The 21554-nt window shown below is 51.6% G+C and carries 23 protein-coding genes and 2 pseudogenes; 17 read left to right on the forward strand and 8 right to left on the reverse strand.

Going from position 1 to position 21554, the window contains the following annotated elements; translation table 11 throughout:
- The first annotated feature begins 1 nt into the window (after nt 1).
- The 3 genes from IX84_RS28220 to IX84_RS28230 all read left to right on the forward strand — a co-directional run bounded on the left by IX84_RS28220 (nt 2) and on the right by IX84_RS28230 (nt 2358).
- Nucleotides 2–970, forward strand: coding sequence for a Gfo/Idh/MocA family protein (locus IX84_RS28220; RefSeq protein ID WP_044229279.1), 969 nt, complete (start codon nt 2–4; stop codon nt 968–970).
- A 35-nt stretch (nt 971–1005) separates the two neighbouring features.
- Nucleotides 1006–1494, forward strand: coding sequence for a hypothetical protein (locus tag IX84_RS28225; protein WP_044229282.1), 489 nt, complete (start codon nt 1006–1008; stop codon nt 1492–1494).
- A gap of 72 nt (nt 1495–1566) precedes the next feature.
- The gene (locus tag IX84_RS28230) at nt 1567–2358 is read left to right on the forward strand and encodes an OmpA/MotB family protein (RefSeq protein ID WP_044229285.1); all 792 of its coding nucleotides are present in this window, start codon (nt 1567–1569) and stop codon (nt 2356–2358) included.
- A 3-nt stretch (nt 2359–2361) separates the two neighbouring features.
- Here IX84_RS28230 and IX84_RS28235 read toward each other — a convergent pair whose 3' ends face one another.
- A complete protein-coding gene (locus IX84_RS28235; protein WP_052516480.1) occupies nt 2362–2790 on the reverse strand; it encodes an NUDIX domain-containing protein in 429 nt (142 codons plus the stop codon).
- A gap of 348 nt (nt 2791–3138) precedes the next feature.
- Between IX84_RS28235 and IX84_RS28245 the strand changes: the two genes are divergently transcribed.
- The 5 genes from IX84_RS28245 (at nt 3139) to IX84_RS28260 (ending at nt 7827) form a co-directional block, all read left to right on the forward strand.
- Nucleotides 3139–4254 carry a PLP-dependent cysteine synthase family protein gene (locus IX84_RS28245; RefSeq protein WP_044229291.1) on the forward strand — a complete coding sequence of 372 codons (1116 nt, stop codon included), beginning with the start codon at nt 3139–3141 and terminating at the stop codon, nt 4252–4254.
- Between the two features lie 279 nt (nt 4255–4533).
- Nucleotides 4534–5871 (forward strand): ATP-binding protein, encoded by a 1338-nt coding sequence (locus IX84_RS28250; protein WP_044229293.1) that lies wholly within the window; start codon nt 4534–4536, stop codon nt 5869–5871.
- Complete coding sequence (locus tag IX84_RS28255; protein WP_044229296.1) at nt 5868–7121, forward strand: tetratricopeptide repeat protein; 1254 nt, start codon at nt 5868–5870, stop codon at nt 7119–7121. The genes IX84_RS28250 and IX84_RS28255 overlap by 4 nt, the downstream gene beginning before the upstream one ends.
- A gap of 69 nt (nt 7122–7190) precedes the next feature.
- Nucleotides 7191–7427: a CopG family ribbon-helix-helix protein gene (locus tag IX84_RS34740; RefSeq protein WP_072013694.1), complete on the forward strand. Its 237-nt coding sequence runs from the start codon at nt 7191–7193 to the stop codon at nt 7425–7427.
- On the forward strand, nt 7342–7827 hold the full coding sequence (locus tag IX84_RS28260) for a PIN domain-containing protein (protein ID WP_152605280.1): 486 nt from the start codon (nt 7342–7344) through the stop codon (nt 7825–7827). Before IX84_RS34740 ends, IX84_RS28260 begins: the two co-directional genes overlap by 86 nt.
- Nucleotides 7828–7835: 8 nt before the next feature.
- On the opposite strand, the gene IX84_RS28265 is transcribed toward IX84_RS28260, so the two are convergent.
- Together IX84_RS28265 and IX84_RS28270 are read right to left on the reverse strand one after the other, a co-directional pair.
- On the reverse strand, nt 7836–8534 hold the full coding sequence (locus IX84_RS28265; RefSeq protein ID WP_044229304.1) for a LytR/AlgR family response regulator transcription factor: 699 nt from the start codon (nt 8532–8534) through the stop codon (nt 7836–7838).
- The gene (locus IX84_RS28270) at nt 8519–9562 is read right to left on the reverse strand and encodes a sensor histidine kinase (protein WP_052516481.1); all 1044 of its coding nucleotides are present in this window, start codon (nt 9560–9562) and stop codon (nt 8519–8521) included. The genes IX84_RS28265 and IX84_RS28270 overlap by 16 nt, the downstream gene beginning before the upstream one ends.
- Before the next feature lie 430 nt (nt 9563–9992).
- On the opposite strand from IX84_RS28270, the gene IX84_RS28280 reads away from it, so the two are divergent.
- Both IX84_RS28280 and IX84_RS28285 read left to right on the forward strand, forming a co-directional pair.
- Nucleotides 9993–10880: a DUF5694 domain-containing protein gene (locus IX84_RS28280; protein WP_044229310.1), complete on the forward strand. Its 888-nt coding sequence runs from the start codon at nt 9993–9995 to the stop codon at nt 10878–10880.
- A 61-nt stretch (nt 10881–10941) separates the two neighbouring features.
- Complete coding sequence (locus IX84_RS28285; protein WP_044229313.1) at nt 10942–12189, forward strand: hypothetical protein; 1248 nt, start codon at nt 10942–10944, stop codon at nt 12187–12189.
- 10 nt (nt 12190–12199) lie between these two features.
- Here IX84_RS28285 and IX84_RS28290 read toward each other — a convergent pair whose 3' ends face one another.
- From IX84_RS28290 to IX84_RS28300, 3 genes are read right to left on the reverse strand one after another with little or no spacing between them, the layout of a single operon-like run.
- Nucleotides 12200–13111 carry an alpha/beta fold hydrolase gene (locus IX84_RS28290; RefSeq protein WP_160213977.1) on the reverse strand — a complete coding sequence of 304 codons (912 nt, stop codon included), beginning with the start codon at nt 13109–13111 and terminating at the stop codon, nt 12200–12202.
- A gap of 12 nt (nt 13112–13123) precedes the next feature.
- Nucleotides 13124–14206 (reverse strand): energy transducer TonB, encoded by a 1083-nt coding sequence (locus IX84_RS31705; protein ID WP_052516482.1) that lies wholly within the window; start codon nt 14204–14206, stop codon nt 13124–13126.
- 17 nt (nt 14207–14223) lie between these two features.
- Nucleotides 14224–15507, reverse strand: a complete 1284-nt coding sequence (locus IX84_RS28300; protein WP_160213979.1) for a S28 family serine protease — start codon at nt 15505–15507, stop codon at nt 14224–14226.
- A gap of 150 nt (nt 15508–15657) precedes the next feature.
- Between IX84_RS28300 and IX84_RS28305 the strand changes: the two genes are divergently transcribed.
- Both IX84_RS28305 and IX84_RS28310 read left to right on the forward strand, forming a co-directional pair.
- Entirely contained in the window at nt 15658–16407 is a 750-nt protein-coding gene (locus IX84_RS28305; protein WP_044229320.1) for a DUF5995 family protein, read from the forward strand.
- Between the two features lie 40 nt (nt 16408–16447).
- Entirely contained in the window at nt 16448–17011 is a 564-nt protein-coding gene (locus tag IX84_RS28310) for a DJ-1/PfpI family protein (RefSeq protein WP_044229323.1), read from the forward strand.
- 6 nt (nt 17012–17017) lie between these two features.
- Here the strand turns inward: IX84_RS28310 and IX84_RS28315 are convergent, their stop codons facing one another.
- The gene (locus tag IX84_RS28315; RefSeq protein WP_044229325.1) at nt 17018–18232 is read right to left on the reverse strand and encodes a dipeptidase; all 1215 of its coding nucleotides are present in this window, start codon (nt 18230–18232) and stop codon (nt 17018–17020) included.
- A 119-nt stretch (nt 18233–18351) separates the two neighbouring features.
- Between IX84_RS28315 and IX84_RS28320 the strand changes: the two genes are divergently transcribed.
- The 5 genes and pseudogenes from IX84_RS28320 to IX84_RS34745 form a co-directional block, all read left to right on the forward strand.
- Nucleotides 18352–18738, forward strand: a complete 387-nt coding sequence (locus IX84_RS28320) for a hypothetical protein (RefSeq protein ID WP_044229326.1) — start codon at nt 18352–18354, stop codon at nt 18736–18738.
- A 200-nt stretch (nt 18739–18938) separates the two neighbouring features.
- The gene (locus IX84_RS28325) at nt 18939–19688 is read left to right on the forward strand and encodes a LytR/AlgR family response regulator transcription factor (protein WP_044229327.1); all 750 of its coding nucleotides are present in this window, start codon (nt 18939–18941) and stop codon (nt 19686–19688) included.
- Nucleotide 19689: 1 nt separating this feature from the next.
- Nucleotides 19690–20250, forward strand: coding sequence for a hypothetical protein (locus IX84_RS28330; RefSeq protein ID WP_044229330.1), 561 nt, complete (start codon nt 19690–19692; stop codon nt 20248–20250).
- Entirely contained in the window at nt 20186–20917 is a 732-nt protein-coding gene (locus IX84_RS28335; RefSeq protein ID WP_044229332.1) for a tetratricopeptide repeat protein, read from the forward strand. Before IX84_RS28330 ends, IX84_RS28335 begins: the two co-directional genes overlap by 65 nt.
- Nucleotides 20918–20999: 82 nt before the next feature.
- A pseudogene (locus IX84_RS34745) lies at nt 21000–21170 on the forward strand (helix-turn-helix domain-containing protein); the annotation flags it as partial.
- Between the two features lie 141 nt (nt 21171–21311).
- On the opposite strand, the pseudogene IX84_RS34250 reads toward IX84_RS34745, so the two are convergent.
- Nucleotides 21312–21554, reverse strand: a pseudogene (locus tag IX84_RS34250) (S28 family serine protease); the annotation flags it as partial.

Genomic DNA, 21554 nt, shown 5'->3' on the forward strand with positions numbered 1-21554 from the left:
CATGAAATACAACTTTGCGCTGATCGGAGCGGCCGGTTACGTTGCTCCCCGGCACATGCAAGCCATACAGAATACCGGCAACGACCTCATTGCAGCACTTGACAAACATGATTCCGTGGGGGTCATCGACTCCTTTTTTCCGGATGCCGCCTTTTTTGTGGAGTACGAACGCTTCGACCGGCACCTCGAAAAGCTGAAGCGCTCCGGTACGCCACTTCACTATCTCAGTGTTTGCTCTCCCAACTATCTTCATGATGCCCACATCCGGTTTGGGCTGCGGCATGGAGCAGATGTCATTTGTGAAAAGCCTATGGTACTCAATCCCTGGAACCTGGATGCCCTGGAGGAAATAGCAGCTGAAACCGGCCGGTCTGTATTCAATATCCTGCAGCTTCGCCTGCACCCCAGCGTACAGCAGCTCCGGGAGCGCGTACAGCAAGCCCCCGGTGACTCCAAATTTGATGTAGACCTGACATACATCACCTCCCGGGGCAACTGGTACTACGCCAGCTGGAAAGGCAGGGAGCCGCAGTCGGGCGGTATCGCCACCAATATCGGCGTACATTTTTACGACATGCTGCAGTGGATTTTCGGGCCAGTACAGCAGAATACCGTCCACCTGCATACGCATGACCGGGCCGCGGGCTTTTTGGAATTCGAGCGGGCGCGGGTGCGCTGGTTTCTCAGTATCAACACGGACACTCTGCCGGATATCGTAAAAACTGCCGGAGGGCGCACTTTCCGGGCCCTCACTATTGAAGGAGAAGAATTTGAATTCAGCGGAGGCTTTACCGACCTGCACACCCAAAGCTATCAGGCCATCCTTGATGGGAAAGGATTCCCGCTAAGTGCTGCCCGCCCAGCCATAGAAATTGTACACGACATCCGGCATCAGCAACCACTCGGGCTAAAAGGGGATTTTCACCCTTTAGCTAAATTGCCCCTGGCGCCTCATCCTTTTCATCAGTAAGATTTACTTTTGCGCTACAAAATAACTGAAGCAGCATGAACAAGCTACCTTTTTTCCTTTTGCTGGCGTTGACCATTGGTTGTTCGTCAGACCCGGCCCCAGATACAGATACCGCAAAGGCAGACCTGCAAAAGACCCTGCCCGGCACTTGGGAATCGGTGTCTTTGCGTGTAGATATTAATACGGCTAACGGCACCGATACCTCCTACGTTTTTGAAGTCCGGGAAGAAGAGTGGATAAGCCGTTTGGGTGTTAAGCCGGTAAAGACCTACTATAAACTGGATAATAAATATGAGCAGGTCTTTACCAGCCTTACCGATACTATACTTAGCACGAGCCGGGGCATGTGGAATGTGTTCGGGGATACGCTCATGATGGTGGAGCCCAATGCCACTTACCACTATGAAGCCGGCATTGAAAATGGCCTGATAAGCCTGAAAGCCCGAATGGATTGGGACGGAGATGGCGAAGAAGATGATGACTATGTGGGCGTTCACCGGAAAATCAGCTCTGCAACAGAGTGATAAGTTAAAGCCGGATATACTAAACGGAGGGGCAATTCAGTTCTTTCCATCCACCATTAATGCTAAAACAGGATGAAACAAACAACCCTCTCCGCTTTACTAATCATCACTCTCTTCACGTTTTCCGCTTGCAACAAGGGCAAAGTCGAAAGCCTGGAACGGCAGGTAAGTGAAAAAGACAAGCAAATCCAGCAGCTGGAAGACCAGGTTGAGCACCTGCAGTTTACGAACTCCAGCCTGCTTGACCGCATGTCCGACTTGTCCATTGTGAGCAAGGAAGGTGCTACGAGCATTCGGGAGTCCCTGGAGAACATCAACCAACAGTACCAGTTCATTGAGGACCTGACGACCAAAATGCAGGAGAAGGATTCCCTAAACCTGGCGTTGGTGCTCAACCTTAAACGCTCCCTTTCCGACCTGAACGACGATGATGTGAAGGTGGAAGTCCGGGGCGGTGTGGTGCATGTCTCCATTTCCGATCAGCTCCTGTTCCAGTCCGGTAGTTCCCGGATCACAGCAGAAGCAAACGAAGTACTTGGCAAAGTAGCTATGGTGGTCAGCGATCATAGCGACCTCAACCTGATGGTGGAAGGCCATACCGATAACGTACCCATTTCCAATAGTTGCATTAAAGATAACTGGGACCTGAGCGTAAAACGCGCTACGGCAGTGGTAAGGGCATTGGAGGAAGAACATTATGTAGACCCCACCCGCATGATCGCTGCAGGCCGGGCCGACAAACTACCCAAAGCAGATAACGACTCCGAAACCGGGCGCAGCCTCAACCGCCGTACTGAAATCGTTATTATGCCACGCCTGGACCAGTTTTTCCAGCTACTGGAACCTCCGGTGGTAGCAAATTAAGTGCTATTTTTTGAGGTATTCGGAATACAACTGACCATGACGGTAGGCCTCAAGTACGTGGCGTACCGTTGAGGTCAGATTCCTGGGTAAATCCTCCAGGTAAAACCATTCTGCCTCCTTGAATTTGTGCGTCTCCTTTGCTTTTAGTTCGCCCTCCCAACGGTAAGCTTTAAAGTAAAAGACAATGCGGTGCTCCTCTCCATTCACTTTGTGCAACAAGTGGGCTAATTCCAGGTCTTCCTCCCGCAGTATAATCCCTGCCTCTTCAAAGCTCTCCCGGATGAGCGCCTGCCGGGCAAACTCTCTGGATTCCACCGTACCGCCCACGAGCGTGTAATTGCCCCCGTTAGGCTTCGTCTGCTTAAGTAACAGAATACGACCGCGATGGTATAGAATCAATCGTGCTTTAAAGGATATCCGTGTGTCTGCCATAAAGTGTTGGGTGTTTGGGTGGCCTTATGCCGATACAGCAATGGCTGCGCGTACCAAAAAAATAAATAGCAAGATACGTCAAAAACGGCTTCCAATTCTGATTGTTGACTTTTTTCATTGCAGGGAGGTTATATTGATCATTGCGTTTAAAATACTTTTCGGGACAAAGGAGAAATAGAAATACCGATCTTCCCAGAGGCAAAAAATTTATTACCTTTGCTTCACAATCGTATCGGGACTGCAAATCTGTACTTAGTTTCCGGACCATACACTCCGGGCAACTAAGCCTATAAAAATCAAACATGCTGTACAAAAGTACAGCCTATCGTGAGCAAAAAGCAAGCTTATATGCGATACGAGAACGTACTGGCAACTATCGGCAATACGCCACTCATCCATCTTAGCCGGATCACTAAGGACCTGCCGGCGAAAATTTACGGAAAAGTAGAAGCTTACAACCCCGGGCAATCGGCTAAAGACCGGACGGCGTTGTTTATGGTCGAACAGGCAGAGCGCGAAGGGCTTATCAAGCCCGGAGACACCATTGTGGAGGCCACTTCCGGCAACACCGGCTACAGCCTGGCCATGATCTGCAGCCTGAAGGGCTACCGTTGTGTCCTCACGGTTTCCAGCAAAGCCTCTCAGGAGAAGCTGTCCCTGCTGAAAGCCATGGGTGCCGAAGTGGTGGTCTGCCCTGCAGATGCAGCCCCCGAGGACCCGCGCTCCTACTACTCCCGCGCCAAACAGTTGTCTGAGGACATCCCTGGGGCCTACTACCTGGCTCAAAACTTCAACCTCAACAACTCCAAAGCCCACTACAGCTCTACCGGCCCGGAAATCTGGGAGCAGACTGAGGGCAAAATCACCCACTACGTCTGTTGCGCAGGTACCGGTGGCACCCTATCCGGCACCGCCCGCTACCTCAAGGAGAAAAATCCGGACATCAAAATCATCGCGGTGGATGCCTACGGATCCGTCCTCAAGAAGTACTGGGAAACCGGCGAGTTTGACCAAAGTGAAATCTATCCATACAAAGTAGAAGGCCTTGGCAAAACCATCATCCCCGGCAACGTAGCATTCGATCTGATCGATGACTTTATCAAAGTTACCGACCGTAGCAGCGCCCACCGCGCCCGTCAGCTGGCCCGCCAGGAAGGCCTGCTCGTAGGCTACTCCAGTGGCTCTGCCATGCAGGCCGTATTCCGCCTCAAGGAGCAGCTCAAGCCAACGGATGTAGTTGTCGCCCTCTTCCCCGACCACGGCACCCGCTACCTCGGTAAGATTTACAACGATGAGTGGATGAAACAGCAGGGCTTTATGCAACAGCCTGCCCCTCTCAATGGCGAGCACCCTCATCCCGTAATGGATCATGAAGACTCCTATACCCGCTACCGCAAAATCTACCGGGCGTACCGCATCAAGTACAAGCGCTACCTCCGGCAGACCCTCAAAGCAATGAGCTAACAACACCTCGGAGCGAAGGCAACCTGTTGACTGTAAACCCGGCACCCGCCCGAAATCAGACCGCCTCACATCAGGCTACCTTCGCTCCCTCTACATGCCAAACTGCCCACTGCAAGACTGCCCCACTGCCCACTACAATACTGCCCACTGCCAAACTGCCCACTGCAATACTGCCCACTGCCAAACTGCCCACTGCAATACTGCCCACTGCAATACTGCCCCCTCCCAACTCTCCCCCAAATTCCGTACCTTGCCCTTCCCAAAAGAAGAAAGGACCACATGGACGAAATACAACAACTACGCGAAGCCCTCAAAAGCGCTCCTGACAACCTCCCGCTGCGGAAACTCCTGGCCAATGCACTGATGAAGCAGGACCGCCATGAAGAAGCGGAAGCCGAATACAAAGCCGCACTCCGCCTCAACGCAGCCGACACCGACCTTAAAATCGGCCTCGCCGATGCCTTCCGCGCCCAGCAGAAAACCGGCTCCGGACTGGTACTGATCGAAGAGCTAGTGGAAGCCCCGGCTCCACCAGCAAAAGCATGGCTCGTATACGCAAAGCTACTGCTGCAAAGCCAGCAAGCCGAAGCCGCTAAGGAAGCCTACGAAAATGCCATCGCCATCAATGATAAACTCCGGGACGCCTACCTGGAATCAGAGATCAATCTGCAAATTAAAGACCAGCCGGAACCGGAAAAAATCAAGCTCAAAACCGGAGGAAACGAAGGCGAAGACCAGGATAAAAGCATAGACATAGAGCGGCCCGAGACCACCTTTGAAGACGTCGGTGGAATGGAACAGGTAAAAGAGGAAGTCCGCATGAAAATTCTCCATCCGCTGAAACACCCGGAAATCTACCAGGCCTATGGGAAGAAAATTGGTGGTGGCATTTTGCTGTATGGCCCGCCCGGTTGCGGCAAGACCCACCTCGCAAGAGCTACTGCCGGTGAGGTTGGCTCCAATTTCCTGGCCGTAGGGATCAGCGATATCCTGGATATGTACATCGGGCAAAGCGAGCGCAACCTGCACGCTATATTCGAAAAAGCCCGAAGCCTGAAACCCTGCGTTCTGTTCTTTGACGAAGTGGATGCCCTGGGGGCCAGCCGGTCGGATATGCGCCACAGTGCCGGGCGGAATGTCATCAATCAGTTCCTCGCCGAACTGGACGGCGTGGAGTATAATAACGAAGGCGTCCTGGTACTCGCCGCAACCAATGCCCCGTGGCACCTCGACGCTGCCTTCCGCCGCCCGGGCCGTTTTGACCGCATCATCTTTGTGCCCCCGCCCGATCCCGCCGCCCGCGAAGCCATCCTGAAGCTCAAACTCAAAGGCAAGCCGGTAAGCGAGCTAAACTACAGCAAATTGGTCAAAAAGACCGGTGACTTCTCCGGAGCCGACCTGGAGGCCATCATCGACCGGGCTATAGAAGGCAAACTGGCAGAAGCCATTCGCACGGGAACACCTCAGCCTCTGCAAACAAAAGATCTGGAGCAAGCCATCAAAAAGCACCGGGCCACCACTAAGGAATGGTTCAGTACCGCCAAGAACTACGCCCTCTTTGCCAATGAGGCGGGCATTTATGACGAAATCCTCGACTACCTCAAGATTAAGAAATGATCAACATTCATCTGGAACGAGGCAAGCTGCTCCTGGCCCAAAAGCGGCTGGCTGATGCCGAAAAGGAATTCAAGCAGGCCCTAAGCCATGCGCCCAATGACGCCTACGCCATGGCCTGGCTGGCGGAATGCTACCTCAGCGGCAAACGCTATGCTGAAGCCCTGGAACTCGGCCAACGTGCCATGGGCCATGCCCCTAACGATCCGTTCCTGCTCTACACTATGGCAAGGGCGTACTTTTACAATCAGAACACGAAAAAGGCACGCGAAATGATCCGGCAGGGGCTTCAGCTCAACCCGGCGGATGCAGACTTTTTCCTGCTGCTCGCTCATGTTGCCTTCTACGAGGAAAAATGGCAGGAAGCCCTCGACGCTGCCGAACAGGGGCTGGAACAGGATGCTGAAAATGTCAACCTGGTCAACATACGGGCACAAGCCCTGGTGAAACTCAACCGCAAAGCCGAAGCCGCTCAGACTATCGACTACGCCCTGCACAAAGCCCCCGAGGACAGTTACTCCCACGCCAACCGTGGCTGGGTGGCTATTGAGCAAAGCCGTTTCAAGGAAGCCCAGCAAAACTTTCGGGAAGCCCTCCGACTGAACCCCAATAACGAATATGCCCGGTCTGGCCTCAAGGAAGCAATCAAAGGCGAGAACTTTTTCTACCGCGGCCTACTGAAGTATTTCCTTTGGATGGCGAAAATGAATGAGCAAAACCGCTGGGCAGTCATAATCGGAGCTTATATCATCTATCGGGTGGTGCTGGGTATTGCCCGGAACAACCCGGCCCTGGCGCCCCTCACCTATCCTATTATCGCCCTGTACGTATTGTTTGCGCTGTCTTCCTGGATTGCAGTGCCGATAGCCAACCTCTTCCTCCGCCTCCACCCCATTGGCAAGCACGCCCTGACAGAGGATGAAAAAATGGGCTCCAATATCGCTGGTGGCCTGATTGGGTTATCGCTCCTATCCCTGGCGGGCTATTTCATTAGCGATGCCGGTCAACTGCTATTCCTGGGCCTTGTTTTTGGATTGCTTTTAGTCCCCGCCGGTGGCACTTTCTCCGTCAGTGAAGGCACCAAAGCCCGGCGCTCCCTGACCATTTACAGCCTGGCACTGGCAGCTGTTGGCATTATTGGAGCGCTCGTCCCTTCCCTCGGCAGTTGGCTGATCATTGTGTTCGCACTGGGCATATTCGCTTACGGCTGGGTGGCGAACTATTTGATTGGGCAGGATGCGAAAGCTTTTTAAGTGGATTACAATGGTGATATTGCTTCAAAGCTTAAAACACAGTATATTTGTACACATAACCTGTGTAAAATGAAGAATATCACGCTATCTATTCCTGATGAGCTACTGGAGAAAAGCAGAGCTTATGCCAAGCTGCACGGTACAAGCCTTAATGAGTTTGTAAGAGAACTGCTAAGACGCCATGTGGCTACAAGTACAATAAGCCCTACAGAAAAATTACTTGAAAGAAGTAATTCCCTCAGTATATCAACAAAAAAATGGAAATGGAACAGAAATGAATTATACGACCGGAAAATATTTTCTTGACACCAACTTTCTGATTTATCTATTCAGTGGAGATGAGCAGAGGAAACAGCAAATATGTCGGGAAATCCTCCAAGCCGGGGCTAAAGAAGCAGTTTTTGTACTTTCGACTCAAGTGCTAAAAGAATTTGTAAGTGTGATGATAGGTAAGTTTAAAGTACAACCCAGCTTAGTAAAAGAACTGGTTGATGACCTATGTCAATTTGAAGTAATTCAAATTACCCCTTTGCTTATTCAGAAGGCTGTAGATATTCACACTTTACACAGCTTCTCGTTTTGGGACAGTTTGATTTTAGTAGCTGCTCAATCTGCGGAAGCCAACATATTGCTCTCTGAAGACTTACAGCATAGTCAAAAATTAGCCAACCTAACCATTTGGAATCCTTTCCAGATAGAAGGATAGCGAATATATTACCCTTTCAACCTACCCATCACCCCCTTCCGGTACCCCTCACTAATCGGCAGGCGCTCCTTCCCAATCACTACCCGGTTGCGCTCTATGTAGTCGATTTTGGGAATGGATACGATATAGGACCGATGCGTGCGCACAAATAAGGCTGTCGGCAGCACCTCTTCAAAATGCTTCATGTTTTCCAATGTCATAATGCGGCCGGCCGGCGTGTGGATGGCTACATAATCGCCCTGCCCTTCCAGATAGGCAATATCGGCGTAGTCAACGCGCTGCAGGCGGTATTCCGTTTTCACGAACAAATAGGAGGCATTCAATTCTGCATCCTGAACTTCTGAGGTGGGCCTCCTATCACCAATCTCCACTTTTTGTACGGCCTGGTAAAAGCGGTCGTAGGAAATAGGCTTCATCAGATAATCCACCACGTTGTGTTCGTACCCTTGCAGCGCATATTGCTCGTAAGCAGTGGTGAGGATGACCGGCAGGCGCTGATTCAGGATTTTCATCACCTGAATGCCGGTGAGCTCAGGCATTTGCACATCCAGAAAAAGCAGCAAATCCGTCTGCCCCTGCAGGTACTGCAAAGCCTCAATGGGGTTGGAAAAAGCCTCCGCCAATTCCAAATCCGGAGTTTTCCGGACATAGTCGGACAATAACTGAATGGCCAGGGGCTCATCATCCACAATTACACATCGGAGCATAGGGCAATGGGGATTTTCAGGGTGACTTCGAATTTATTTTGGGTTGCTTCGACGGCCCACTCATGCTGATCTTCATAAATCAAAGATAAGCGTTTGCGGATATTGGCTAGGCCGATGCCGCCCACCTGATCCTTTTGCTGCACCCGCCGGGTATTTTGGGTGTGAAAGACCAGAGCCGATGCCGTACGCTCCAGCCGGATGAGCACCGGGTGCTCCGGATTCCGCAGCTCGCCGTGCTTGAAGGCATTCTCCACAAAGGGGATGAGCGCAAATGGGGGAATGACCAGCCCGTGCAGGTTGTCGGGCACCTCAAATTGCAGTTGCACTTCGTACCCGTACCGAAGGCGCTGCAGGCTGATGAAGTCCTCAATGTAACTCACTTCCCGTTCCAAGGGCACCTGATCAGCATTCTCATACAGAGCGTACCGGAGCAGGCCCGTCAGCTTTTCCATGGCTTCCAGTGCTTTATCTGATTTTTGGTAAACCAGGGTATAGACATTATTCAGGGTATTGAACAGGAAATGAGGATTGATCTGCGACCGCAAAAAAGCCAGCTCCGTCTTCTGATTTTGAATGAGCAACTCCTGGCTTTGCCGCTCCCGGAATCGGGAATACTGTGAGAAGTAAAACACAATACCTACGGCTGAAAATGGGATGGCGTAGTACAAATTGTCCAGCAGGTAAGCACCGGTGCTCATCTGATCGTAGTAATTGTCGAATCCAAACCAGCGCAGGTACAGTACTTCCTCGATCAAAAACCGAATAGCAGCGGTAAATGGATACACCGCGAAAAGTAATACACCCAGCAGCAGGTTAGGTTTGCCCCTGAGCCAGAAAAGCACAGAATAGCAGCCAAAGGCATACAGCATATCCGCAATCAGGGAGGACAAAGACAGTAAGACGCCCTTTTGGCTGGTCCAGGTATCCACAAAGCTTTGAATGCCGTCATCAGCAATATCCCTAAGCTCTACATATATCAGGAAAAAGGCCACACTCCAGATGAGTAAAACGCCGTATTTAGGTTTCATCCCGGATCAATTTTAGGCTAAAACTAAGCAATTCATGGGCAGTATCCCCCCGAAGGATAGGCTGGCAGGGAGATTCTATCGGTGAATGAGCAGGATTGCCCGGTGAATGCCCACTGTTTTGAATTTTGGGATTGACCGGGGAAATCCTCAGGGTTACCGATTCCAGTTGGAAGATGTGGGTAAGGGCTCCATTTTTGAGTTTATGCTTAGTCATCTATACAAATCACAAGCTGGATTACAGATGAAAGCACTTGGGTTATTTCCTTTAACAGCGGTCAACGTGCGACTTCTCCGAAGTCGGTCAGCTATGGTGTTTCAAGGGATACTAAGATGTGACTTCTCCGAAGTCTTGCTGCTTCAACAGGACTAGCCCATAAATGCTTTTTTGACCATTTCTCTACTCAACCGAAAACAATAAAAATTATCACCAATGAAATCCATTATCCCCATTTTCATCGCTTTATGCTTCTTTCAATTGTCCACTGCCCAGGAGATGCCCTACAAGGGACCGGACGAGTTCCTCATCGGCGAACGGCAAGTGCCTCAGGTGCTGCTTATGGGCACCTGGCATTTTGCTTATCCCGGTTTGGACGAGCACAAGACCAGGGAGGAAGACAAGATCAACATTTTCACGCCCAAACGACAGAAAGAGCTACAGGAGCTGCTGGATTACGTAGCCCAGTTTAAGCCGACCAAAATCATCGTGGAATCGGGTGCCAATACCGGCTACCTCATGAACCGCTACCGCCGCTGGAAAAAAGGCGAAGAGGAACTATATGCCAATGAACGCGATCAGGTCGGCATTCGCCTGATGGATCAGCTGGGGCTGGATACGATCTACGGCTGCGATGCATGGGGGTTACTGGGCGATCTGCATGACAAAATTGGAGACTCGGAAGCCGATCAATACATTAAAAGGGTTGGCGACCGGCATTACTTTGGGGGCAAAGATGAGTGGATGAAGCGCTACAAGGAATGGTACGTTTACAGCGACAAACAAATGCCACACAACACCCTGCTGGAAAACTTCCTGTACCTCAATCAGGATAAGGTCATCGACCGTTACTTCGGAGCCTATATTTCCGGTGGGCAGTTTGACTCGGAAGCCTTTGAAGGACCGGATGCGCTGTCCATGTTCTGGATGAACCGCAACCTGCGCATTTTCCATAAAATCCAGCAATTAGATATTCAGGACGATGACCGGGTGCTTATCCTCTTTGGGGCCGGGCACGTGGGCATCCTGCGCTGGCTATACGAGTGCTCCCCCCGCTATGAATTAGTAGAATTTGACAGCCTGAACGACTTTACCGTTCGATAAATCACCCGACTGACAACTGCCCGGTGGCCACAACAGCTGCCGGGCACAAACTACTCCAGCTATGAAATACCTGCTATACTTTTCCTTATTCGTGGTTTGGGCCTGTCAGACTCCCAAAACCAACATCCCAAGCTCAGCATTACCCGCACTCGACAGTGCCTTTGTCGCATCCCATACGCACTATTTCCAACTTACGCCGGAGGGGTTTACCGGTGAAGGGGCCCAAACGCTCGAACAGGCCGTACAAACTGCCCAAATCCTGGTATTGGGAGAAACCCACGGCTCCCCTACCCTGTCCCGCTTTGTGGAACAACTGGCCCCGCTGCTCCGCGCGAACGGTTTCCGGCACTTTGCGTGCGAAATCGGGCCTCATTCTGCCCAGTACCTGGAACAACTGACCACAGTGCCCGAAAATATACCGGTCAACCTCGCCGCATTCTATGAGCAGTACCAGTTTGAAGCTATCGCTGACGTACCCATGCCTTTTTTCGAACTGCAGGAAGATGCCGCCTTTCTTCAGGCAATTCGCCGGGAAGGCTTTTCCATTTGGGGGCTGGATCAGGAGTACTTTTCATCGGTATTCTTTTTGCTGGATTGGCTGCAAAGCCAGTTAGAACCCGAGGACGTACCCACAGTACTCCATCAAGCCGCCGTTGCCACTATCCGGAAGTGGATGATACAGGAAAATCAGGACGATAAAGGCTTCCCCGTATTTGGGCGCATTTTAAAAGAGCCAGCGGTAAAAGCCTATTTCAGTGCCCTGGAAGCCCATTCTCCGGAGGCCAAAGCCCTTTTGAACGATCTAAAAATCAGCTGGGATATTTACGACCGCTACCGTGGCGGTGCCTCACACGGAGACCGGGTGCAGTACATCAGGAACAATTTTCAAAAACAGTACGACAGGCACGGGGCGCCCAAAGTTTTTGTCAAAATCGGCCGGCTGCACGCCAGTAAAGTCGAATCAGGCGGAGAGCTCGACCTGGGGGAACTCACCCACACACTTGCCAGCGAAGCGGGCCTGGAAAGCATCAACATCGCGGTATGGAACCGCTACTACCGCGTTGAAGACGGAGCAGTGACCGACTGGCTCGAAGAACGCAACCGCTATTATTGCCAAAACCTGCCCTTAATCCTGCAGGCCCGGAAGGATGCTTTTGCACTCATTGACCTCCGCCCGATCCGGGAGGCGGTCGCTCAGGGGCAGATTGCTCCACCTGAATCGGAAAGCCTGCAGTCCTTGATAAACGGGTTTGATTATGAGCTCATTCTTCCAACGGATTATACGGGTACGCCACTCGTAAAGCCCTAAAAGCAACCCACTATTGCAGAAAGCTCCGCACATCCTCCGCCGTGCGCGCCGGCCATTCCTCCATAGGCACATGCCCGGCATCCGGATAAATCAGGAGTTGGCTGTTAGGCAGTACCTCGTCAAACCGATACGCATCCGCCACGGGAATCCAGGCATCCTGCTCACCCCAGAGTATGAAGGTGGGAATGTTAAGTTCGGAAAGCTGATCGGGATCAGGCTGATAAGACTGATTTAAGCGCTGCACGTAGGCCCGGCGGTTGCCCTCCCGCAGGAAGAGATCAAAGTACCGGTCCACCAGCGTATCCGAAATACGGTCAGGATTGGCGTACACTTCTCGAAGGGACTTCCGGAAGAGCGCTTTGGGGGTAATCCGCTGCAACAACTGCCTGAATACCGGCTTTCTGGCCAGGCGCATAGCCAAAGGCATTTCTCTATCGCGGGGCCAGCCGGATGCATTAAGCAATACCAGCTTTTGGACGCGCTCCGGGTGGGCCAGGGCATATTCCCAGGCAATCAGCCCGCCAAGTGAGTTGCCAGCCAGATAAAACCGTTCCAAGCCTGCCTTTTTGGCAAAAGCCTCTACAAAATCAACATAGGCAGGGATAGAATAATCCTCATCCGGACGTGGGCCGGTAAGCCCGAAGGCAGGTAAAGTCACACTAATGACCCGAAAGGAATCCCGCAATTCAGCTGTCCAGCCTTCCCAGGTGTGCAGCGTTGCGCCGGTACCATGCAGGAGCAGCAGAACCGGGCCCTCCCCAGCGGAGCGATAGTGCACCGGCATGCCCATGACTTCCGTAAATGCAGACTCCGGATAGGTATAAGCCGCACGCAGGGCTTCCACCGGCTGCTCCGAATGGTAGTTGAAAATCACCGGCAGGGCCAGTACTGCAACCAATATAGCCAGCCCCCACTTTCTCATGCTCCTCATTTTTTACTGCCGGCAAATGATCGGCAGCACCGCATCATACCAGGTTACGAGGGAGATGGACCGCGCCAGGCGCAAGTCAGAACAAGCCTCACTGTAGCGCTGCATGTCCAGATAAGCCTGCCCCCGCATGAGCAGGAATTCCGCATTGTTCGGAAACATATCAATGGCCTGCGTCAGTTTAGCGAGACCCGGTTCCTGTTCCTCATCAGCAAACAACTTGGCACCTTCCTGAGCCAGGGTATTCGCAGCTTCGTACTCTTCCACCAGAGTAGCACAAGCTGTGTTTTCGGGGATAAAGGGCAAGCTCAGGTCGAATGCAGCTGAAACTCCCCGCCCCTCATAGGTAGCGATATCCCATTTGCCGTACGTGGAAGTTGCTGCATCTATGGCTTCATACCAAAAGTCGAAGCCAAGGTCATTGAAATCTACCAGGTCAAGAATACGTACCTCTCCGGACGGCCGTACCAGCAACTGTAGCTCTACCCGCCCTACGATACAGGTATCAGCAGGTACCTCCGGGTAATCCAGGTTATCCTGCAGGTAAGCCATAAGAGCATCCTGCCCACCCGTAAATTCAAGGGGCGTGTCATAGATGGTATATACCGAATCCCGGCCAACCATGGTGTAAGGAGGTGCTTCCTCCAGTTTGAACTTTATCGGCAGGGTATACTGAAACCGTACGGGTTGTCCGTCTTTTTCGGCAGGCACCCAGCGGATCTCTGCCTCATTCATAGCTTCCACTACCCGAAGGACTTCCAGCCCGGCGCCACCGCCAATGTCTTTCAGCACGGATAAGTTGGAAAGGCTCCCATCTTTTTCAACCACAAAAGTAGCGACCACATTGCCTTCCAGGTTCTGCTGCCGGGCTTCCTGCGGGTAGCGGATGTTGCTGTACATAAACTCGAGCAAAGACTGCTCTGCACATTTCTGTATGACTATCAGCGTGGTGTCCAGTTGTTCGCAGGCCGGAAAACGGGGAGGGGCCTCCAGTGCCCGGTAAATCGTGGTATCGCCAGCCTGTGTGTCTTGCGCCATCAGCCCAATCGCATTAAGGCTTAGCGCCAGCAAAATCAGCAAAATTCTCATAGCTCTCTGAATATCTTTTAATGTTTACTTGCATTCATCCACTGCTCCAGAGTTTGCAGGAGCTCTGCACGCTCCGCTTCGCTCATATTGCGGATGCGGGCACTGCCGTGGTCTTTGCCTTCCATGACGAACCACTTGGCATCTACCTTGTCGGAAACGGGGACCCCTGTAGCGGTCCAGGTATCAATCGCGCCGTAGATGTAGATCATTTCATCGGCCTCGCGCTGTGTCCAGTTGTAGACAGACTTTACGAAAGCAGGATCAAACTTCATCGGAGCTTTGCCCGGCATAAAGATGGCGGTAGGCTCCTCTTCTGTAATTTCCTTCAACAAACCTTTGAAGGGCTTGGTCTGAAAGCCATAGTAGCCCATCTCATCGCCCGCCTGCCAGTAGTGTGAGGCATAGCCAAACATGGAGGCATCAGCGTAGAAATCCAACCCTACAACCTTGACAAAGTGCTCCAGCAGGGTTTCCAGGTCAGCTGTTTTGCCTGGGATCGCCTCACAGTCGTGCCCCAACTGCCAAAAAGAAAAAGGGTATTCCAAAACCGCATATTCGAAAGCTTCTTCCAGACTGAGATAGGTAAATTCCATGCCTGCGCCTTTGGCGTGCCAACGAAGCAGGGGCAGCAATTCCTCCCGATTTTTCAATACGCGCATTTGCACATCGCGGATGCCTTTGCGGCATTCTTCAGTACCCACATTCGCCAGGAATTCGTAAATCCGGTCATCCGTCAGCTCCAGGTTGAGGGGCGCTACGTAGGGCACGGAAGCAGCCACGTCATCAGGGTAAAAGTAGCGGTAGAAGATCGTGGTTTGCCCCCCTTTGCTAATGCCCGTACTCACCCAGGGCTGTGTGTACAGTTGCCCCAGCAAAGTACGGATATGGTGCAAATCGGCCGTCACCTGCTTCAGGTTCAGGTAAGTATAATCCAGTGAATCCGGTGAAGAAGTACCAAAGTAGCGGTGCTCCACATCCACCTGATTGGCATCGAGGTAGCCAGTGAGTTCGTACATACGGTTGGAAGGGCGCATATAGCCCTCGGTGGCCAGAACCATTGGCGCTTCGAAACTGCGGTGCGACAGGTAAGCACGCTGGTAGAAGTGCCCCTTTTCCGGGTTTTCATGGTCAATGGGCTGCTTGATATGCAGCTCATAGGCGGCTTCGAACCCATCAGGCGCATCAATGGCTTTGAAGAGCACATCGGGCAATTCGAAAAGGCGCTGCTCCAGCGTACTAAACTGTGCCTGTAAAGCAGAGGAAGACAGGATCAGAAAGAAAAGAAGAAATTTATTCCGCATGGCGATTTGGTTTTGGACTTGACGGGCAAAAATAGAATTTTTGGCGGAATTCAGCGCTTGAATGGCTACAGTTAACGGCCAGCGACAAATAATAAGATTAAGGTTGTTCATCAATTTTTTCTTATTTTGAAAGCCTAATACCCCACGATCATGCGCCCAACAACCATAAGAGAGGTCCTTGATGCCCTCGATCGTATCATAGACACATCGATTGCCAACGGTGATCCTGCCGGGCTGTTTGCCTATGTTTACCGCCGGACCACCGATCAGGTACAACGGGCTATTGCCCGGAGAGCCTTTGAGGACGGGCCCCGAATGGAGCAATTCGATGTGGCTTTCGCCAATCTTTATCTGGATGCCTATGAGGATTGGCAGCGCGGTAAGCCTATCGCCCGGTGTTGGCGCCTGGCTTTTGAAAGCACCCGTTCCTCCGTGGCAATTATTCAGCACATCTTACTAGGTATGAATGCGCACATCAACTACGATTTGGCTATTGCCGCCAGCCAGCTAATGAAAGACAAGCCGCTCCTACCCTTGAAACATGACTTCGAAAAAGTCAATGAAATATTGGCTGAGATCGTGAACGAGCTACAGGACCGGCTGAGCCGGGTTTCTCCTCTGTTTTTTCTGGCGGATTGGCTGGGCAATGATAAAGACGAAGCCATCATCAACTTCAGTATGGGCAATGCCCGGGCGTTTTCCTGGGAACTGGCTTGTGAGCTGTGGCGGCTGAAGGGCTCAGCCTACGAGCAACGGCTTGAACAGGCAGACTATTGGGTTCACCAGGTTGGAGGCCTTGTCGCCCGTCCGCCGGGGTGGGCACTAAGAAACGGGCTCAGGCTGATGCAAGCCTTTGAACAACGGAATGTCGGGGACGTCATTGAAGCCCTTCGGCGATGAGCTCCAACTTCTGCCTAATACTAATCTAAAACCAATCCCGATGCACAACGCCATACGCATAGCTGCCCTCATCCATCCGGGCATGGAAATCCTTGACTTTGCCGGCCCGGTTGAGGTGTTCACCAATGCAGGGTGGGAAGTCTTCATCGTTGCCTGGGACAAAAGCCCGGTGACCAGTCAGGGGATAGTGAAGATACTGCCACAGTACGACATCACGGACTGCCCGCCGGCAGATATACTGGCAACTTTTGGAGGTAATTCTGAAGAAGCTGTCCAACAAGCGGAAGTTATTCGATGGATACAGGAGACCGCCCCGGCCTGCCAGGTACTATTCAGCGTTTGCACCGGCGTATTTTACTATGCCACCGCCGGGCTGCTGAACGGGCACCGGGTGACTACCTTCCACGGGGAAATTGAGCGCTTGAAGCAGGAAGCACCACAGAGCGAAGTATTAACTGGCGTAAAGTATGTAGACTCCGGCAAAATCGTCACCGCAGCCGGTGTTTCTTCCGGGATTGACGGGGCGCTATACCTCGTAGAAAGGCTTGAAGGAAAAGCCAAAGCAGATGCTATCGCCAAATACATTGAATACGCCCGCTGGTAACAGGGGTCACTCCGCTGCATCCTCTACCGCCTGCCATACCCGCCACACATTTTTATAACAGATTTTTTCAATGTCAGATTCTGAATAGCCGCGCTGCAGTAGTTCGTAAATGAGGTTGGGGTACTGAGAGACATCCTTCAGACCAGTAGGAAGGGTATCTCCCACTCCATCGTAGTCCGACCCAAACCCAACGTGGTTCACGCCTACCAGGCTTACCACATGGTCAATGTGATCTGCCACGGTTTTTACATCCGCCATCAGCACCTCATTGTCTTCCTGGAATTTATCAATCACCGGTTGGGCTTCCTCGTCGTCGTAACTTAAGCCTTTTTCTTCCAGTAGCCGGGTAAGTTCCGCCCGTTTTTCATCCATCTGCTTTGAGATATTGCCATCGAGGAAAGTGGAGCCGAAATTGATCTGCATGACGCCGTTGTTATCTGCCAGGCGGCGGATCATATCGTCATTCATATTGCGCTCAAAACCCGGGGTAAATTTACGGCAGGAAGAATGTGAAGCGATGCAGGGCACGTCCGTCATTTCCATCACCTGCCAAAAAGTGCTATCGGAGACATGGGAGATATCCACCATGACCCCTACCCGGTTCATCTCACGGACTACCTGTTGCCCGAAAGGGCTGAGGCCGTTCCAGGTGCCGGTGGTGTCATAGGAGGAATCGCAGATGTGGTTGTCTTTGCTGTGCGTGAGGGTGATGTAACGGATGCCACGGTCATGCCAGTACTGTACATTTTCGAGCTTCCGCTCAATAGGCGAGCCATTTTCCATGCCCATGGGCAAAGAGATGATGCCTTTTTTAAAATTAGCCTCCACCTCAGCCGGGGAATTGGCCAGGGCAAACTTATCCGGGTGGGCTTGTGTAATACCTACCACCATATCAATGAGGGAATCTGCCAGCGCCCTTGCTCCGTTATCTTCCCGTGAAGCAGGAATGAATATAGACATGAAAGGAGCATCCAGCCCGCCTGCCTTGGCCCGAACATAGTCAAAGTCGCCTTTGTCCGTTTCTACCGGGATGCCCAGGTACTCCCGCTCCAGGCGGAAATTCTGTACCCGCAGACGGTAGGGCAGGTCCACATGCCCATCGGTGATAATAAACTGCCGGGCAAGCTCATTGGCTTTAGTACGCAGCGGGTCATCGGATTGAGCCAGAAGAAAAGTGAAGCTGAAAGCAAGAAATAACAGTAGCAGCAGTAAACGATTCATTAGTCATAAATTGATTCTGGCAGGAAGATAAAACGCCTAACACTATTATTGCAATAAAATCGTTATTTTGCCTTGGTCAATACACAGACAGAAAGCTGTGACACCATAAACAGACGCTCATGAATATAGCTAAATATTTTGTACTCCTGATCAACATTTGCCTGTTGCCAATTCTAAGCCAGGCACAAGAGCGCCCCTCTTATTGCGATGAAATCCCTGTGATGTATGACAAGGGGGCTATGGCAAAGCCTCCGGCACTGCCGAAGTTTGAGACCACTCCTGTAACCGAATACAAGGTGCAGGTGGCTATACTAAAGTTCACGCATCCCAAGGACTACCCTTTCCACAAATATCTGGTGGCACGCTACCGCCCCTGTGAACAGGTATGGGTGGTGGAAACTAAGAAGTGTTTCCGTTCCCGGCAGGAAGCAGAGGATATGCGCAGCGAGCTCAAAGACTTAGGGTATTCCGGTGCTTACCTGGTGGAGGTACTGGCGTACGAATAGTGGTCATTGTTTCATGAACACCGATACAGTCCCCGCACTTAAATCAAAACGCCATGTATTCACAAGGCACCTTCCCTACTGCTTGAAATTGAATTAAATTTGCATCCTGCTGGCTGATCTTCCGTATATATTTGAGGAAAAAGCACAGAAAGCTTACAATATGGGTTTCCGATTGGAAATTAACCCCGGATACTGGACTCATGATCAAAATACTTGGTGTAGAAGACAATCCGATTCATCAGGAGTTCTTGTTTGTCGTTACTCAGGAGCTGGGGTACGAACTGGCAGGTCTGGCCGACAATGCCAGACAAGCTCTGGAGTTGCTATTCGCTACTAAGCCGGATGTTGTACTGTTGGATATCGAAATCAACGGGCAGCAAGACGGAATTGAACTAGCCAACCGCATCAACCAACTGCGACCAACACCCCTCATTTACACTACCGCCCGAGCTGATCAGGCTACGCTCGACCGGGTGAAGGGTACCCTGCCCTATGGCTATTTGGTAAAGCCGTTCACACAGCAAGACCTACAGGCCGCTTTGGAACTGGCGATTTACCGCTTTGCTGCTGATCAGATGGAGCGGGAAACCCTGCAGGTCAGTCCGGATTGGGAAAGTGGCATTGCATTGCAGCAAGCTTTGTTTGTCAAAGCCGCGGATATGATCCACAAGGTCCGTTTTGAAGATATCCTGCTGGTAGAGGTTTCGAAAGACCGCTACTGCACGGTAACCACAGCCGAAGACACTTTTTTGGTCAGAAGCCCGCTTAAAGAAATTGCCGTCAAACTACCGATGCAGGATTTTCTGCAGGTGCACCGCTCCGCCATCGTCCGGACCTCAGCCATCGAGCGTATTGAAAGCAGCGGCGCCTGGCTGGTCGTTGGCAATAAGACCGTGACCATTGGCAAAACCTACCGTGAAAAATTACTGAACAATCTTAATTTATTGTAGTGTGAAACAGACTTATTGGCTGCTCATCAGCCTGAGCACCCTGCTAATGCCGGCCCTTCTGAGCGGTCAGCCTGCCAGCCTCGACAGCCTGGAGCAACTTTTGAAGGATGACCTCTCACAAGATGAGCGATTTACCATCAACCTTCAACTCGCCAACCAGTACCTCAAAATCAATCCGGAGTCTGGCTTCACCTTTGCAGAAGCTGCTATGGCGATAGCGGAAGCTACTCAGGACAAAGAACGGCTCGCCCTTGCTCAAATCTGCCTCGCCGATTACGAGTGTATGAATGGTGGATTTGAACCTGCTAAAACCATGGTACACCAAGCGCTTTCGCTTGACCCCAACCCGTCAGGCAAAGTCCGGCTAGAAGCCTATAACCTGCTCGGGAATATTTTCTTCTATCAAAGCCAGCCCGACTCCGCCAGATACTACTACACACTAATGGAAGCTATTGTATCCGGTATGGAAGCCCCCACGCAAAAAGGCAACTGCTGCCTTGTTCAACCTCGGCAGCACCTTCCGGCAGCTGGGGCAACCGGATTCTGCTGTACTCAATTATAACCAGGCACTTGAAGCAGCAAAACGTATTGATTTCAAAGAAATACTGCCCTATATACTGGAAAACCTGGCCAACATGCAGATTAATCAGGAAGAGGGGATCAGTTATCTGCTGGAGGCTATAGCCATTGATGAAGCACTGGGCAACAACAACCACCTGGCCGGACTATATGAGAACCTTGGCACCATTTATGGGAATATGGGCGATACCCTGCAGGAGGGCCGCTACCGTGAACAGTCCTGGCAACTGGTCCGTACCCATCAATTTGTCAACAGAGAACTGGCGATAGGCCTGTCAGACTATGGTGTGTACCTGATTGAAGTGTCCAGGCTGGAAACCGCCCGGGAAGTTCTGGATTATGCGCTGGACATGGGTAAAAAGATGCAGGACCCTTCCAGTACCAGCTACGCGTTGTCCATTTTAGGCCTTTTGTCCCTGAGGCAAGGCGCTAAAGAGCAGGGCATGGGCTACCTTTCTGAAGCAGAAGCTCAGGCCAGAGCAGGTGCGGACCCCGGATACTTCATTTACAGTTTAATTAATGTTGCGGATGGATACATACAGCTGGGGCAGCCTCAGCCTGCCATTGGGTTACTTTTAGAATGTCAGCGCACTGCCGATCAGATCGGGCTTCCTCACCTCAGGGGGGATGCAGCCAAACTACTGGCTTAAGACATAAATAATTGATAATTTTAAACGTTCTTTGACAGAAAATACCATGGGAAGAGGCCAAGCACCGGCTGCCCCAATCCCGATGACTCTACTACAAAAGGAGATATTGCAGGATATAGGGCGCCGGCATACGACAAGCCAGCAACTAGCCAAGCGCATCAAGCTATTGCTAATGGCCAATCAAGGACAAAGCAATTCCCACATCAAAAGGGAACTGGATATTTCACTGAATACGGTAAAATCCTGGCGCAGGCGCTGGGAGGCAGACTATGATAATTTGGTATCCTATGAATCGTATTTGGAGAATCAAGAAGTGAGCCCCTTGGATTTACGCAAACGTTTAATCAGTACGTTAAAAGACTCGCCTCGTTCGGGAGCGCCGAAAACCATCACCTTAATAGCCCTCGGTGGCCAGAACCATTGGCGCTTCGAAACTGCGGTGCGACAGGTAAGCACGCTGGTAGAAGTGCCCCTTTTCCGGGTTTTCATGGTCAATGGGCTGCTTGATATGCAGCTCATAGGCGGCTTCGAACCCATCAGGCGCATCAATGGCTTTGAAGAGCACATCGGGCAATTCGAAAAGGCGCTGCTCCAGCGTACTAAACTGTGCCTGTAAAGCAGAGGAAGACAGGATCAG

The organism is Phaeodactylibacter xiamenensis, assembly GCF_000759025.1.
Classification (GTDB): domain Bacteria; phylum Bacteroidota; class Bacteroidia; order Chitinophagales; family Saprospiraceae; genus Phaeodactylibacter; species Phaeodactylibacter xiamenensis.

Bases quoted from the DNA above. Each gene is read 5' to 3' on its own strand.
- IX84_RS28220 (WP_044229279.1), top strand. From the start codon at position 2: ATGAAATACAACTTTGCGCTGATCGGAGCGGCCGGTTACGTTGCTCCC.
- IX84_RS28225 (WP_044229282.1), top strand. From the start codon at position 1,006: ATGAACAAGCTACCTTTTTTCCTTTTGCTGGCGTTGACCATTGGTTGT.
- IX84_RS28230 (WP_044229285.1), top strand. From the start codon at position 1,567: ATGAAACAAACAACCCTCTCCGCTTTACTAATCATCACTCTCTTCACG.
- IX84_RS28235 (WP_052516480.1), bottom strand. From the start codon at position 2,790: ATGGCAGACACACGGATATCCTTTAAAGCACGATTGATTCTATACCAT.
- IX84_RS28245 (WP_044229291.1), top strand. From the start codon at position 3,139: ATGCGATACGAGAACGTACTGGCAACTATCGGCAATACGCCACTCATC.
- IX84_RS28250 (WP_044229293.1), top strand. From the start codon at position 4,534: ATGGACGAAATACAACAACTACGCGAAGCCCTCAAAAGCGCTCCTGAC.
- IX84_RS28255 (WP_044229296.1), top strand. From the start codon at position 5,868: ATGATCAACATTCATCTGGAACGAGGCAAGCTGCTCCTGGCCCAAAAG.
- IX84_RS34740 (WP_072013694.1), top strand. From the start codon at position 7,191: ATGAAGAATATCACGCTATCTATTCCTGATGAGCTACTGGAGAAAAGC.
- IX84_RS28265 (WP_044229304.1), bottom strand. From the start codon at position 8,534: ATGCTCCGATGTGTAATTGTGGATGATGAGCCCCTGGCCATTCAGTTA.
- IX84_RS28270 (WP_052516481.1), bottom strand. From the start codon at position 9,562: ATGAAACCTAAATACGGCGTTTTACTCATCTGGAGTGTGGCCTTTTTC.
- IX84_RS28280 (WP_044229310.1), top strand. From the start codon at position 9,993: ATGAAATCCATTATCCCCATTTTCATCGCTTTATGCTTCTTTCAATTG.
- IX84_RS28285 (WP_044229313.1), top strand. From the start codon at position 10,942: ATGAAATACCTGCTATACTTTTCCTTATTCGTGGTTTGGGCCTGTCAG.
- IX84_RS28290 (WP_160213977.1), bottom strand. From the start codon at position 13,111: ATGAGAAAGTGGGGGCTGGCTATATTGGTTGCAGTACTGGCCCTGCCG.
- IX84_RS31705 (WP_052516482.1), bottom strand. From the start codon at position 14,206: ATGAGAATTTTGCTGATTTTGCTGGCGCTAAGCCTTAATGCGATTGGG.
- IX84_RS28300 (WP_160213979.1), bottom strand. From the start codon at position 15,507: ATGCGGAATAAATTTCTTCTTTTCTTTCTGATCCTGTCTTCCTCTGCT.
- IX84_RS28305 (WP_044229320.1), top strand. From the start codon at position 15,658: ATGCGCCCAACAACCATAAGAGAGGTCCTTGATGCCCTCGATCGTATC.
- IX84_RS28310 (WP_044229323.1), top strand. From the start codon at position 16,448: ATGCACAACGCCATACGCATAGCTGCCCTCATCCATCCGGGCATGGAA.
- IX84_RS28315 (WP_044229325.1), bottom strand. From the start codon at position 18,232: ATGAATCGTTTACTGCTGCTACTGTTATTTCTTGCTTTCAGCTTCACT.
- IX84_RS28320 (WP_044229326.1), top strand. From the start codon at position 18,352: ATGAATATAGCTAAATATTTTGTACTCCTGATCAACATTTGCCTGTTG.
- IX84_RS28325 (WP_044229327.1), top strand. From the start codon at position 18,939: ATGATCAAAATACTTGGTGTAGAAGACAATCCGATTCATCAGGAGTTC.